A 14,341-nucleotide genomic window follows, 5' to 3' on the forward strand; every position below is an offset into this window, starting at 1 on the left:
GTGCCGACCGATGCCGCCGCCTACAACGAGGCCGCCGCGCGGGCCGCGGAAGCCGCGGCAGCGCACGTCGCCCGGCTGTGGGTCGACGGCTCGCTGCGCGGCACAGACCTCGATGGCGACTGGGGCACCTGGGCCGGCGACCGGCTGCAGCCCGGCCTGTCGCTGCGCCGCCGCTTCGACTACCTGCTGACCGGCACCGGCGAGGTCGAGCCGGCCGAGCTGCGCCACTGGATCGAGCAGCAGCTGACGCTCGAGCGCGGCATCGACGCCGCGCGCCAGGTGCTCGACGTCTGGGACCGCTACCTCGCGCTGCAGCAGCGTCGCTTCGAGACCGCCTGGAAGCCGGACGATCCGGCCAGCTGGGCCGGCGTGATGGCCGAGCGCTCGAAAGTGCGCCGCGACCTGCTCGGCGCGCCGTGGGCGCAGGCCTTCTATGCCGACGAGGAGCGCGACTTCGCGGCCCTGGCGGCCCGGCGCAGCGCAGCGCCCGCCGCGCCGGCGGCACCGTCGCCTTCGCTGCTGACGCCGGATGCCGCCACGCAGACGCCCGAGCTGCACGCCGCCCGCAGCGCGCAGTTCGGCGCGGAGGGCGCCGAGCGCCTGCGCGCCGAGGATGCAGCCTGGGCGCACTGGGAGCAGCGGATCGCCGACGCCCGCGCCGCGCTGCAGGCGATCGCGCAGCGCCCGGAGCTGTCGGCGCCGCAGCGCGAGCAGGCGCTGCAGGACGAGCTGGCCCGGCGTTTCAGCGGTACGGAACTGCAACGCGCCCACGCCATCCTGCGTTCCGTCGCACCGTGAGCCCGGGACGAGCGGGGCGCCTGTAGAGTACGGCAGCGCCGATCGGGCGCCCCCTCGACCACCGCGGTCCATCCGGCCGCCAGGAGCTTCACTTGCATCTTCTGCCTCATCGCCCCCGACGGGCTGCCTTGTGTGCTGCCCTCGCCACCGCGCTGCTCGCCGGCGCCGTCCACGCCCAGACCGAGGCGCCCCGTTCCGGCATCGACCGCAGCGGCATGGACAACGCCGTCCGCCCGCAGGACGACCTGTTCCGCCACATGAACGGCGCCTGGCTGCGCGACACGCCGATGCCGGCCGACAAGGCCTACATCGGCGCCTTCGAGCAGATCCAGGAAGGCACGCTCGCGAAGCTGCGCGGCCTGATCGAAGACGCGGCGAAGAACGGCGGCGATGCCGACGCGAAGAAGATCGGCGACCTGTACGCGAGCTTCATGGACGAAGCGGCGCTCGAGAAGCTCGGCGTCAAGCCGCTGGCCGGCGAACTCGCCGCGATCGACGCGGTGCGCACCCGCAAGCAGCTCAGCGTGCTGATGGCGCGCCACGGCCGGCTCGGCGTCGCCTCGGCGGTGAACGCCGAGATCGACCAGGACGCGAAGGAATCGACCCGCTACGTCACCTACCTGAGCCAGGGCGGCCTGGGCCTGCCCGACCGCGACTACTACCTGAAGGAAGACGACGCCCGCTTCAAGGAGGCGCGCGCCAAGTACGTCGAGCTGATCACCAGGCTGCTCACGCTGGCCGGCGAGTCCCACGCCGAGGCCAGCGCCCGCGCGGTGCTCGCGCTCGAGACCGAGCTGGCCCGCGTGCAGTGGACGCGCGTCGAGAACCGCGATGCCGTCAAGAGCTACAACCCGGTGCAGCAGAAAGACCTGCCGAAGCTCGCGCCGGCCCTCGACTGGAAGGCCTGGCTCGCCGATGCCGGCATCGCCGGCAAGACGCCCGACGTGATCGTGCGCCAGCCGAGCTACTTCAAGGGCATGAGCGCGCTGCTGCAGTCGCAGCCGCTGGCCACCTGGAAGGCCTATGCGAAGACGCGGCTGCTGATCTCGTTCGCGCCGTACCTCAGCAAGGAGTTCGTCGACGCCCAGTTCGCGTTCACCGGCACGGTGCTGAGCGGTACCACCGAGAACCGCCCGCGCTGGAAGCGCGGCGTCGGCGTCGTCGAGCGTTCGATCGGCGAGAGCCTGGGCAAGGTCTACGTCGCGAAGTACTTCCCGCCCGAGTCGAAGGACAGGATGGAGAAGCTGGTCGGCAACCTGCTGGCCGCCTACAAGCAGAGCATCGACACGCTCGACTGGATGGGCCCGGACACCAAGAAGCAGGCGCAGGCCAAGCTCGCGACCTTCGTGCCGAAGATCGGCTACCCGAAGAAGTGGAAGGACTACAGCCGGCTGCAGATCCGCCGTGACGACCTGGTCGGCAACGTCATGCGCGCGCGCCTGCTGGCCGATGCACGCGAAGTGGCCAAGCTCGGCAAGCCGGTCGACCGCGACGAATGGTTCATGACGCCGCAGACCGTCAACGCGTACTACAACCCGACGATGAACGAGATCGTGTTCCCGGCGTCGATCCTGCAGCCGCCGTTCTTCGACCCGACCGCCGACGACGCGGCCAACTACGGCGGCATCGGCGCAGTGATCGGCCACGAGATCAGCCACGGCTTCGACGACGAAGGCAGCCGCTTCGACGGGCTGGGCAACCTGCGCGAATGGTGGACCGCCGAAGACCGCAAGCGTTTCGAAGCCAAGACCAGCATCCTGGTCGAGCAGTACGGCGCGTTCGAGCCGGTGCCGGGCTACAAGGTCAACGGCGAGCTGACGCTGGGCGAGAACATCGCCGACAACTCGGGACTGGAGATCGCCTACAAGGCCTACCACCTGTCGCTGAACGGCCAGCCGCCGCTCGCGATCGACGGGCTGAGCGGCGACGAGCGCTTCTTCCTCGGCTTCGCGCAGGTGTGGCGCGGCAAGACGCGCGACCAGGCGCTGGTGCAGCAGCTCAAGTCGGACCCGCATTCGCCGGAGGAGATCCGCGCCAACGGCACGGTGCGCAACCACCCGGGCTACTACTCGACCTTCGGCGTGAAGGCGGGCGACAAGATGTACCTGCCGCCGGAGAAGCGCGTCTCGATCTGGTGATCGCGCGACCGGTGCGAAACTGGGGGGCATGAGCACGCCGGGCCGCCCCAAGGGCGAATACCGCAGTGCGTAGCACGAAGGTACTTCCATTGACCACGCCCTCGCAGTCGCCGGCCTCCCTCGTCCAACTGCGCGAGAGGTTCGGCGAGCGCTACCGCTGGATGGTGCTGCTGACGGTCATGATCGGCACGATGGCGTCGATCATGGCCTCGACCATCATCAACGTCGCGGTGCCCGACATCAGCCATCGCTTCGGGCTCGGCCAGGAGCGCGCGCAGTGGCTGTCGGCCGGCTTCATGGCGGCGATGACGGTCTCGATGCTGGTCACGCCGTGGGTGCTCGACCGCTTCGGCTACCGCAGCAGCTACTTCGGCGCGGTGCTGCTGCTGATGCTGGGCGGCATCGGCGGCGGGCTCGGGACGAGCTTCGAATGGGTGCTCGCGATGCGGGTGCTTGAAGGCCTGTCGGCCGGCGTGCTGCAACCCATCCCCGCGATCATCGTGCTGCATGCGTTCCAGCGCCATGAGCAGGGCAAGGCAATGGGCATCTTCGGCTTCGGCGTCGTGCTCGCACCGGCGATCGGGCCGAGCATCGGCGGCGTGCTGGTCGAGGCCTTCGGCTGGCGCTCGATCTTCTTCGTGGTGGTGCCGTTCTGCCTGGTCGCGCTCGCGATGGCCGCGCGCTACCTGCCGCACAGCTCGCCGGGTGGTGCGCACGTCAACCAGCACGACCGCAAGCTCGACGTGGGGGGCCTCGCGCTGCTGACGGTGGCGGTGCTCGCGCTGCTGAACGGGCTCGTGCACCTGCATGACGCGACACACCTGACGGCGGTCGTGCTGCTGGCGGTCGCCATGGGCGCGGGTGTCGTGTTCGTCGCGCGCCAGCGGCGCAGCGACAACCCGATCATGCGGCTCGGGCTGTTCAACTTCCGCTCGTTCTCGATGGGCGGCTGGGTCGCCTTCATCTACGGCATGGCGCTGTTCGGCTCCACCTACCTGGTGCCGGTCTTCATGCAGATCGCGCTGAAGCTGCCGCCGTCGCAGGCCGGCGCGGTGCTGCTGCCGGCGGGCATCGTGCTCGCGATCACCATCCCGCTGGCCGGCCGGCTGGCCGACCGGCTGCCGGTGAGCCGCGTCGTGGCGGCCGGCGTGCTGCTGCTGGCGGCGTCGTTCTGGCTGATGCTGACGGTGGGCTTCGCCACCGCGCTGTGGCTGATCACGCTGTGGGCGGTGGTCGGGCGCATCGGGCTCGGGCTGGTGCTGCCGTCGCTGAACCTCGGCGCGATGCGCGGGCTGCCGAGCGAGCTGATCTCGCACGGCTCGAGCACGATCAACTTCCTGCGCCAGCTCGGCGGGGCGGTGGGCATCAGCATCGTCGGGATCGTGCTGCAGTGGCGGCTCGGCGTGCATGCCGAGGCGCCGCTGCGGGCCTTCCACGAGACCTTCGGGTTGCTGGGGGCGATCAGCGCACTGGCGGTGATCGCGGCGTGGCGGATGGCGCCCGCGAAGGACTGATCCGGCCTTCGGGTTTCCCTCGGGCAGACAGTGGGCGCGCCGAGCGCGATCCTGGGTTTCTTGCACAGGAACCCCAGGAGACAACCCGTGAGCACACGCTTCAAGATCAACGGCAAGTCGGTCGACGTGAAGGCCGAGCCCGACACCCCGCTGCTGTGGGTGATCCGCGACGAGATCGGCCTGACCGGCACCAAGTACGGCTGCGGCATGGCGCTGTGCGGTGCCTGCACCGTGCACCTGGACGGCCAGCCGGTGCGCTCGTGCCAGACGCCGGTGTCGGCCGTCGCCGGCAAGTCGGTCGCGACGGTGGAGAGCCTGTCGCGCAACAACACCCACCCGTTGCAGGTGGCGTGGATCAAGCACGACGTGCCGCAGTGCGGCTACTGCCAGTCCGGCCAGCTGATGAGCGCGGCCGCGCTGCTGAAGCAGAACAAGAACCCGAGCGATGCCGAGATCGACGCCGCGATGAGCGGCAACATCTGCCGCTGCGGCACCTACCCACGCATCCGCGCCGCGATCAAGAGCGCGGCCGCGGACCTGCAGCACAAGGCCTGAGGAGACCGCCATGACCAAGATGACAAGTCTCACACGGCGCGGTTTCCTGCAGAGCTCGGCGCTGACCAGCGGCGGCCTGATGCTGGGCGTCGCGCTGCCCGGTGCCGTCTCCGACGCCAACGCGGCCGGCATGCTGTACACGCCGAACGCCTGGGTGCACATCGCCGACGACAACACCATCACGCTGCTGTCGGCCCGCTCCGAGATGGGGCAGGGCGTCTACACCTCGATGCCGATGCTGATCGCCGAGGAGCTGAACGTCGACATCCGCGCGATCAAGGTGTCGATCGCGCCGCCGAACCAGAAGCTCTACGGCAACGCGCTGCTCGGCGGCCCGCAGCTCACCGGCGGCTCGAGCTCGGTGCGCGACGGCTGGGAGAAGCTGCGCATCGCCGGCGCCCAGGTGCGCATGATGCTGATCAGCGCCGCTGCTCAAAAATGGAACATCCCGGAATCGCAGCTGCGCGCCGAGAACGGCCGGGTGATCGGCCCGAAGGGCAGGAAGGCCACCTATGGCCAGCTGGCCGCCGCGGCCTCGAAGCTGCCGGTGCCCGACAAGGTGGTGCTGAAGGACCCGAAGGATTTCAAGATCGTCGGCAAGCCGACGCGCCGGCTGGACACGCCGTCCAAGGTGAACGGCACCGCCGAATTCGGCATCGACGTGAAGCTGCCCGGCATGGTCTACGCGTCGCTCGAGCAGTGCCCGGTGATCGGCGGCACGGTGAAGAGCTTCGACGCGGCCAAGGCGAAGACGATGCCCGGCGTGATCGACGTGGTGCAGATCCCCGATGGTGTCGCGATCGTGGCGGACACCTGGTGGCATGCGAAGACGGCGCGCGAGGGCCTGACCGTCGTCTGGGACGAAGGCCCCGGCGCGGCGCTGACCCACACCTCGATGCTGGAGAGCACGCGCGGCGGGCTCACGTCCGGCAAGGTGCTGCCGCTGAAGGCGGTGGGGGATGCGGATGCCGAGATCGCGAAGGCAAGCAAGGTGATCCGCGCCGAGTACACGATGCCGCTGCTGTCGCATTCGCCGCTCGAGCCGATGAACTTCACCGCGCACGTGCATGACAACCGGGTCGACCTGATCGGCCCGACGCAGTGGCAGGACGCCGCGGCCGCCACCGTGGCCAAGGTGGTCGGCGTGCCGCCGGAGAACGTGAGCCTGCGCACCACCTTCCTTGGCGGCGGGTTCGGGCGGCGCATCGACATCGACTTCATCATCCAGGCCGCGCAGATCTCGAAGGCGGTCAACAAGCCGGTGAAGCTGCTGTGGACGCGCGAAGACGACATGACGCACGATTTCTACCGGCCGCAATCGGTGCACCGGCTGGCCGCGGCGATCGGGCCCGACGGCAAGCCGACCGCGATGACCTTCCGGATGAGTTCGCAATCGATCACCGGCCGCGTGTTCGGCCTGCCGGCCGATGTGCAGGACCCGCTGATGACCGAGGCGGCGGTCGCCGGCTACGCGGTGCCGGCCTCGCGGCACGACATCGTCAAGCATGACGCGGGGCTGCGCGTCGGCTACTGGCGCTCGGTCAGCCATGCGCTGAATGCGTTCGCGAACGAAACCTTCATCGACGAGCTGGCGGTCGCGGCGGGGCAGGACCCGCTCGCCTACCGGCTGTCGCTGCTGGGCGGCCAGCCGCGCTTCGCCAACGTGCTGAAGATCGCGGCCGACCGCGGCGGCTGGGGCCGCGCGGCGCCGGCCGGGCGCTTCCGCGGCATCGCGCTGATGGAGGGCTACGACACCTACATGGCCCAGGTGGCGGAGATCTCGGTCGCCAACGGCGAGGTGCAGGTGCACAAGGTGACGGTGGCGGCCGATCTCGGGCGCATGGTCAACCCCGACACGGTGGAGGCGCAGATCCAGTCGAGCATCGTGTTCGGGCTGACGGCGGCGCTGTTCGGCGAGATCACGCTCGAGAAGGGCCGGGTGCAGCAGACCAACTTCCACCAGTACCGGCTGCTGCGGCTGAACGAATCGCCGGTGATCGACATCACGCTGGTGCCGAGCACCGAGAAGCCGGGCGGGATCGGCGAGCCGGCAACGGCGCTGATCGGGCCGGCGGTGGGCAACGCGGTGTTCGCGGCCACGGGCAAGCGGCTGCGCAAGATGCCGTTCACGCCGGAGAACATCCAGAGCGCCTGACCGCGTCGGAGGCGGGCAGGGCGCGGGTATCCTTGCGGGCTTCCCCGAGCCCGCAAGCTGACCGATGCCGCTGCCGACCCAGAACACGCCCCTGACCGACCTGCCTGAACGTTGCGAGGTGCTTGTCGTCGGGGCCGGCCCGGCCGGCAGTGCGGCGGCGCAATGGCTGGCACGCGCCGGCGTCGACACCGTGCTGGTCGACCAGCACCGCTTTCCGCGCGACAAGGTCTGCGGCGACGGRCTGATCCCCGATGCGCATGCGGCGCTCGCGCGGCTGGGTGTGCTCGACGAGGTGATGGCGCAGGCCCAGCCGGCGCGGCACGTCGGCTGCATCGGCCCGCGCGGCGGACGGGTCGACGTGCCCGGCACGCTGGCGGTGCTGCCGCGCCGCGAGCTCGACCAGATCCTGTGCCGCGCCGCGGTGCGGGCCGGCGCGAAGATGTTCGCCCCGGCCCACTTCGAGGCCTTGCGGCACGATGCGGCCGGCCGCGTGAGCGGGGCGACGCTGAGCCATGGCGAGGCGAAGCGCGAGATCCACGCCCGCTGGGTGCTGCTGGCCACYGGCGCGGTGCCGCAGGCGCTGATCGCCGCCGGCGTGTGCGAGCGCCAGACGCCCAGCGGCATCGCGATGCGCACCTACATCCGCAACCCGGCGATGGCAGACCGGCTGCGTGCGCTCGACGTGGTGTGGGACCGCCGGCTGCGCCCCGGCTACGGCTGGATCTTTCCATGCCGCGACGGCGTGTTCAACGTCGGCGTGGGCGTGGCGAACAGCCACCGCAGCGGCGCCGACGGCCGCCACAACAAGCTCGACGTGAACCTGCGGCAGATGTTCGCGAGCTTCTGTGAGTTCTACGAGCCGGCCCGCGCGCTGCTGGCCGGCGGCGAGCTGCAGGGCCCGCTGAAGGGAGCGCCGCTGCGCTGCACGCTGCAGGGCGCGGCGTTCTCGCGCCCGGGCCTGCTGGTGACCGGCGAGGCGGCCGGCAGCACCTACTCGTTCACCGGCGAGGGCATCGGCAAGGCGATGGAGACCGGCCTGCTGGCGGCCGAGGCCGTGCTGGCCGGCCGGCACGCCGACGACGACGCGGTGCGCAGCCGCTACGAAGCGGCGTTGCGTGCGCTGCAGCCGCGCTTCGCGCTGTATGAGCGGGCGAACGGCATCAACGCCCACCCGTGGCTGGCCGACCTGGTGATCTGGCGCGCGCAGCGCAGTGCGCGGCTGCGCGAGCGGATGAGCGGCGTGCTGAACGAGACCAGCAATCCGGGTACCCTGCTGAGCCTGAAGGGCGTCAAGCGCCTGTTCCTGGAATAGAGGGTGGAGCGATGTGCCAGCTGCTGGGCATGAATGCCAACACGCCGACCGACCTGATGTTCAGCTTCACCGGGTTCTCGACCCGTGCCGAGGAACACAAGGACGGTTTCGGCATCGCGTTCTTCGAAGGCGCAGGCACACGGCTGTTCGTCGATGCGCAGAGCGCGCGGCTGTCGCCGGTGGCCGAGATGATCCGGCACTACCCGATCCGCAGCCACAACGTCATCGCGCACATCCGCAAGGCGACCCAGGGCGTGGTCGCGCTGGAGAACACGCACCCGTTCGTGCGCGAGCTGTGGGGCCGCTACTGGGTGTTCGCSCACAACGGCGACCTGAAGGACTACCAGCCGCGGCTGCACGCGGCGTTCCGCCCGGTGGGCAGCACCGACAGCGAGCGCGCGTTCTGCTGGCTGATGCAGGAGCTCTCGAAGGCGCATGCGGACCTGCCGCCGGTCGGCGAGCTGACGGCCACGCTGGCCGAGCTGGTGCCGCGCGTCGCGGCGCACGGCAGCTTCAATTTCATGCTGAGCAATGGCCAGGCGCTGTGGGCGCACTGCTCGACGAAGCTGAGCTGGCTGGTGCGCGAGCACCCGTTCCGCAAGGCGCGGTTGCAGGACGAGGACATGAGCGTCGACTTCGCCGAGCTGACGACGACGGCGGATCGGGTGGCGGTGGTCGTCACCGAGCCGCTGACGGCGGACGAGGCGTGGCGGGCGTTCGCGCCGGGGGAGCTGAAGGTGTTCGTGAATGGCGGGGTGGTGGAGCGCTGAGCGCCCAGGCGGGCCCGCAACCGTTCAAGCGGACTCGCAGGCCGATTGCGGGTAGTTCCAGCGCCCGCCGTTGTCCAGGCAGGAATCGATCTGGAGCGTGCGCCACAGCCAATGGCTCCCTGCAATCAATGCAGCCACCAGAGCAAGACGCCAAGCGACGGATTCTCTGCTCACGAAGCTGTTGCAACTGGCTTGGGAACGGTCAGTCCGAAAAGTATTCCGCCATACAGCCACCCCAGCGAGAGGCTCGGAAAGAAATACAGATTCGGCACAAAGTTTCGCTCGAAGAATGAGGCGCCGCGCAGCGCCAACTCGCAGACCGCGATGGCCAGCACCATCGCGACATAGCCGGTGACGGCTCCGGTTGCCCAACACTTCCATCCGCGCAGTGCGGTGTCTCGGCGCCGCGCAGTTTTCCTCGCAGCGAACAGCGCTCCGAAGAAGACGAGAAGGATCAGCACGACGTTCTGCTGGCTGGCAATCAAGCTGATCCAGAAGCACTGAGCTGTCGTCAGCAGCGCGAGCGACAGCCACTGCGTGCGCGCTACGGCCTGACGCTTGGCAGAGAGACATGCCATGAGTGGCTCCTGGGGTCGATTGGAAAGGCCCCAACAGCCCGGGCACGTCGCGCGATGCTAAGAAAGCGTTGCTCGCGCCGGCTCCTCAATTTCTACAGAATTGCGCGCTACTCGGCCGCAGGTGGTTCACCATATTTCTCGCAAACCCCATATTTACTGCACAGTAAATATCGAAGAACTCGGAAATATGGGAGGGCTGCCTTCCACCCCTCAGAGCCGCTCCTGCGACCCCGGCTCGAACAGCGACACCTTCTCCGCCGCGATCCGGAACGGCGCCTGCTGGCCCACCACCGGCTCCGCATGCCCGCTCAGCATCGCGCTGATCTGCTGGCCCTGCACGTCCATCCAGACGATGGTCTGCGCGCCCATCGGCTCCACCAGTGCGACCGTGCCGGTGCCGTCGCCGGCCGCGGCGCCGTCCAGGTGCAGCGCGATGTCTTCCGGGCGGATGCCCAGCAGCACCGCCTGCCCGTCGCGCGGCGCCTGCGCGAACGCGTAGCGCGTCACGTCGACCGAGAGTCCGGCGCGCCGGAACGTCACCGCACCGCCGGCCACCTGCAGCGTGCCCTCGGCGAAGTTCATGCTCGGCGAGCCGAGGAAGCCGGCCACGAACACGTTGGCCGGCCGGTTGTAGATCTCGCCCGGCGCGCCGATCTGCTGGATGCGGCCCTTGTTCATCACCGCGATGCGCGACGCGAGCGTCATCGCCTCGACCTGGTCGTGCGTCACGTAGACCATCGTCGTGCCGATGTTCTTGTGCAGTTGCTTCAGCTCGCGGCGCAGCTCGGCGCGCAGCTTCGCGTCGAGGTTCGACAGCGGCTCGTCGAACAGGAACACGCCGACGTCGCGCACCAGCGCACGGCCGATCGCCACCCGCTGGCGCTGCCCGCCCGACAGCTGCGACGGCTTGCGCTTCAGCAGCTCCTGCAGGTGCAGGATCTCGGCGGCGCGCGCCACGCGCTTCTCGATCTCGGCCTTCGGCGTGCCGTTCACGCGCAGCCCGAACGACATGTTCCGCTCCACCGACATCGTCGGGTACAGCGCATACGACTGGAACACCATGCCGATCGAGCGGTCCTTCGGGTCGGCCCAGGTCACGTCGCGCCCGCCGATCTCGATGCTGCCGGCGTGCACGTCCAGCAGCCCGGCGATCGAGTGCAGCAGCGTCGACTTGCCGCAGCCCGACGGCCCGAGCAGCACCAGGAACTCGCCGGCCTGCACGTGCAGGTCCATCGCGGCAATGATCGGCACGCCGCCCAGGCGGATCTCGAGCTGGCGGATGTCGACGTTCGCCGACGCCACGTGCGACACCGGCGATGCGGCGGAAGAAGAAGGCGGCGCGGCGGACGCTGTCTCGGACGATGTGTTCACAGGAATGGCAGACACGGACTCAACCCTTCACGGCACCAGCCGCAATGCCGCGGACGAACCAGCGACCTGAAATGAGATAGATGGCCAGCGGAACCAGCGAGGTGAGCACGGTGGCCGCCATGTTCACGTTGTACAGGCGCTCGCCGGTCGTCGTGTTGATCACGTTGTTCAGCTGCACCGTCATCGGCAGGTTGTCGCGCCCGGCGAACACCAGCCCGAGGATGAAGTCGTTCCAGATCGCCGTCACCTGCATGATCACCGCGACGATGATGATCGGTGTGGCCATCGGCAGCATCAGCTGGAAGAAGATCCGGAAGAAGCCGCCGCCGTCGATGCGCGCCGCCTTGAACAGCTCGCCCGGCACCGACGCGTAGTAGTTGCGGAACAGCAGCGTCATCACCGGCATGCCGAAGATGGTGTGGATCAGCACGATGCCCGGCAGGCTGCTGAAGATGCCGGCCGCCGCGAACGCCCGCACCAGCGGGAACATCACCACCTGGTAGGGCACGAAGGCGCCGATCATCAGCACGCCGAACAGCAGGTTCGCGCCGCGCGCGCGCCAGAACGACAGCGCGTAGCCGTTGAGCGCGCCGAAGAAGATCGAGATCACCGTGCTCGGCAGCACGATCTTCACCGAGTTCCAGAAGCCGACCTGGATGCCGCTGCAATCGAGGCCGGTGCAGGCCTGCGACCAGGCAGCAATCCAGGGCTCGATGGTCCAGGCGTTCGGCAGCGCGAACAGGTTGCCCAGGCGGATCTCGGCCATCGGCTTCACCGAGGTGACGAGCATCACGTACAGCGGCAGCAGGAAGAACGCGGCGCCGGTCAGCAGGAAGGCGTAGACGCCGATGCGCGCCGGCGTGACGCGCGGCGGGCGCTTCGAGCGCACCGGAATGGCGGCGGCCGGGAGGGCCGTAGAGGGAGTCGACATCGGTTGAGACCTCAGGCTTCCCGGGCGTTGCGGTTGGCGCGGCTGCGTGCATACAGCCACGGCGTGATCACGGCCAGCACCGTCAGCAGCATCACCGTGCTCGCGGCGGACGCGAGGCCGATGTTGGCGCGCCCGAACAGGTAATCCATGATGAATTTCGCCGGCACCTCGCTCGCGATGCCGGGGCCGCCCTGCGTCATCGCGATCACCGCGTCATAGACCTTCACGACGCCCACCGACAGCAGCACCAGCGCGGTCGCGAACGACGGGCCGAGCTGCGGCAGCACGATGCTCGCGTAGACGCGCCAGCGCGGGATGCCGTCGATGCGCGCGGCCTTCCACATCTCCTCGTCGATGCCGCGCAGCCCGGCCAGCATCAGCGCCATCACGAGCCCCGAGGCCTGCCACACGGCGGCGATCACGATCGTGTAGATCACCTTGTCCTGGCTGACGATCCAGTCGAAGCTGAAGTTCTCGAAGCCCCAGCCGCGCACCGTGGTCTGCAGGCCGAGCTCCGGGTTCAGGATCCACTGCCACACCAGCCCGGTCGCGACGAAGCTCATCGCATACGGGTAGAGGAAGACGGTGCGCAGCACGCTCTCGCCGGCCACCTTCTGGTCGATGAAGACCGCKAGCAGGAAGCCGATCGCGAGGCACGCGAGGATGAACAGCACGCCGAAGATCAGCACGTTGTGCACCGAGACCATCCAGCGCTCGCTGGTGAACAGCCGCTCGTACTGCGCGAGGCCCACGAAGCTGTCGCTCGGGAAGGTGCGCGAGTTCGACAGCGAGATCCGCACCGACCACAGCACCGTGCCGATGTAGGCGAACAGCACCGTGGCGGCCATCGGCAGCAGTGCCGCGTAGACCGACCAGTGTTGCCGCAGTCGGCTGCGCCCGACGTCCATCGTGGAATCCTCGAAGCCTTGCCAAGGCGGCAAGGGTAGACAAAAAAACGGTGGGCCGCAGCCCACCGTGGGATTTACACCCAAGCCGCCCGACCTGTGGGGTCAGGTCTTCAACGCAACGGCCAGCGCCTTCGCGGCGTCATCCACCGACTGGTTGGTGTTCCACAGCTTGGTCAGCACGTCCTGCACCGCGCCGATGGTGTCGGGCGTCGCGAGCATTTCCGAATCCGGCAGCTGGCGCGAGGCGTCCTTCATGATGGCCACACCGGCTTGCGCGCAGATGTCCATCTTCGAGGTGTCGACGTCGGTGCGGATCGGGATCRAGCCCTTCTTGTTGTTGAAGGCGACCTGCGCAGCCGGCGAGGTCATCGTCGTCGCGAGCAGCTTCTGCGCCTTGATCGCCTCGGCATTCGTCGTCTTCGGGAACACGAACACGTCACCGGCGACGATGTACGGCGACTTCGGACCGAAGCCCGGGAAGCAGCCGAATTCCTTGCCGGCCGTCTGGTTCGCGGCCTGGAACTCGCCCTTGGCCCAGTCGCCCATGATCTGCACGCCGGCCTTGCCGGAGATCACCATCGCGGTCGCGTCGTTCCAGTTGCGGCCCGGCGAGCCGGCGTCGACATAGTTGTGCAGGCGCTTGAAGGTCGCGAGCACCTTCTTGAACGGCTCGCTCGTCATCAGCGCGGCATCCTTGTCGCGGTAGAACTTCAGGAACATCTCCGGGCCGCCGACGTGCGCCAGGATCGCGTTGAAGGTGATGCGCTCCTGCCACGACTGGCCGCCCAGCGCCAGCGGCACCAGGCCGGCGGCCTTCAGCTTGTCGAGGGCGGCGAAGAACTCGTCGATGGTCTTCGGCTCGTCCTTGATGCCGGCCTTCGCGAAGGCGGCCTTCGAGTACCAGAACCAGGCGGGCATGTGCACGTTGACCGGCACGGCGTAGTAGTGGCCCTTCACCTTGACGGTGTTCAGCACCGGCTGCGGCAGGATCTTGTCCCAGCCTTCCTTCGCCGCGACCTCGTCCATGTCGGCCAGCTTGCCTTCGGCGACGATGTCGTGGAACTGCTTCGAGGTGTTGAACTGCGCGGCGGTCGGCGGGTTGCCGCCGACGATGCGGTTGATGGCCGCGGCACGCGCGTTGTCGGCGCCGGCCACCGCGCTGTCGACCCAGGTACCGCCGGCGGCCTTGTAGGCGTTCGCGAACTCCTTGATGGCGGCCGACTCGCCACCCGAGGTCCACCAGTGGATCACCTCGGCCTTCACCTGGGCCTGGGCCGGGGTGACAACGGCGWGTGCGCCGAAGCCCACGAC

Annotated in this window: 12 protein-coding genes; 7 read left to right on the forward strand and 5 right to left on the reverse strand. The window is 68.9% G+C overall.

Translation table 11 applies throughout. The annotated features are described in order from the left end of the window. The 7 genes from AC1D12_RS09400 to AC1D12_RS09430 all read left to right on the forward strand — a co-directional run. A partial coding sequence (locus tag AC1D12_RS09400) for a lipase secretion chaperone (RefSeq protein ID WP_477840088.1) occupies window positions 1-798 on the forward strand: 798 nt, incomplete at its 5' end. Window positions 799-926: 128 nt separating this feature from the next. Next, window positions 927-2,936, forward strand: a complete 2,010-nt coding sequence (locus AC1D12_RS09405) for a M13 family metallopeptidase (RefSeq protein WP_477840090.1) — start codon at window positions 927-929, stop codon at window positions 2,934-2,936. 161 nt (window positions 2,937-3,097) lie between these two features. Next, window positions 3,098-4,450 carry a DHA2 family efflux MFS transporter permease subunit gene (locus AC1D12_RS09410; protein ID WP_477840094.1) on the forward strand — a complete coding sequence of 451 codons (1,353 nt, stop codon included), beginning with the start codon at window positions 3,098-3,100 and terminating at the stop codon, window positions 4,448-4,450. Between the two features lie 87 nt (window positions 4,451-4,537). After that, window positions 4,538-5,005 (forward strand): (2Fe-2S)-binding protein, encoded by a 468-nt coding sequence (locus tag AC1D12_RS09415; RefSeq protein ID WP_047501364.1) that lies wholly within the window; start codon window positions 4,538-4,540, stop codon window positions 5,003-5,005. A 10-nt stretch (window positions 5,006-5,015) separates the two neighbouring features. Further along, window positions 5,016-7,160, forward strand: coding sequence for a xanthine dehydrogenase family protein molybdopterin-binding subunit (locus AC1D12_RS09420; protein ID WP_477840092.1), 2,145 nt, complete (start codon window positions 5,016-5,018; stop codon window positions 7,158-7,160). Between the two features lie 64 nt (window positions 7,161-7,224). Beyond that, entirely contained in the window at window positions 7,225-8,472 is a 1,248-nt protein-coding gene (locus AC1D12_RS09425; RefSeq protein WP_047501368.1) for an NAD(P)/FAD-dependent oxidoreductase, read from the forward strand. A gap of 11 nt (window positions 8,473-8,483) precedes the next feature. Next, window positions 8,484-9,242 carry a class II glutamine amidotransferase gene (locus AC1D12_RS09430; protein ID WP_465111342.1) on the forward strand — a complete coding sequence of 253 codons (759 nt, stop codon included), beginning with the start codon at window positions 8,484-8,486 and terminating at the stop codon, window positions 9,240-9,242. 170 nt (window positions 9,243-9,412) lie between these two features. Here AC1D12_RS09430 and AC1D12_RS09435 read toward each other — a convergent pair whose 3' ends face one another. From AC1D12_RS09435 to AC1D12_RS09455, 5 genes are all read right to left on the reverse strand, one after another. Next, the gene (locus AC1D12_RS09435) at window positions 9,413-9,820 is read right to left on the reverse strand and encodes a hypothetical protein (protein WP_465111343.1); all 408 of its coding nucleotides are present in this window, start codon (window positions 9,818-9,820) and stop codon (window positions 9,413-9,415) included. A gap of 210 nt (window positions 9,821-10,030) precedes the next feature. Further along, window positions 10,031-11,191 (reverse strand): ABC transporter ATP-binding protein, encoded by a 1,161-nt coding sequence (locus AC1D12_RS09440; RefSeq protein ID WP_477824778.1) that lies wholly within the window; start codon window positions 11,189-11,191, stop codon window positions 10,031-10,033. Between the two features lie 19 nt (window positions 11,192-11,210). Then, entirely contained in the window at window positions 11,211-12,122 is a 912-nt protein-coding gene (locus tag AC1D12_RS09445) for a carbohydrate ABC transporter permease (RefSeq protein ID WP_477824777.1), read from the reverse strand. 11 nt (window positions 12,123-12,133) lie between these two features. Continuing rightward, window positions 12,134-13,030, reverse strand: a complete 897-nt coding sequence (locus AC1D12_RS09450; protein WP_047501375.1) for a carbohydrate ABC transporter permease — start codon at window positions 13,028-13,030, stop codon at window positions 12,134-12,136. 102 nt (window positions 13,031-13,132) lie between these two features. Beyond that, a complete protein-coding gene (locus AC1D12_RS09455) occupies window positions 13,133-14,338 on the reverse strand; it encodes an ABC transporter substrate-binding protein (RefSeq protein WP_477840096.1) in 1,206 nt (401 codons plus the stop codon). Window positions 14,339-14,341: the final 3 nt, after the last annotated feature.

This window comes from Rhizobacter sp. P1_G5 (assembly GCF_056405435.1).

Bases quoted from the DNA above. Each gene is read 5' to 3' on its own strand.
- AC1D12_RS09410 (WP_477840094.1), top strand. From the start codon at position 3,098: ATGGTGCTGCTGACGGTCATGATCGGCACGATGGCGTCGATCATGGCC.
- AC1D12_RS09420 (WP_477840092.1), top strand. From the start codon at position 5,016: ATGACCAAGATGACAAGTCTCACACGGCGCGGTTTCCTGCAGAGCTCG.
- AC1D12_RS09435 (WP_465111343.1), bottom strand. From the start codon at position 9,820: ATGGCATGTCTCTCTGCCAAGCGTCAGGCCGTAGCGCGCACGCAGTGG.
- AC1D12_RS09445 (WP_477824777.1), bottom strand. From the start codon at position 12,122: ATGTCGACTCCCTCTACGGCCCTCCCGGCCGCCGCCATTCCGGTGCGC.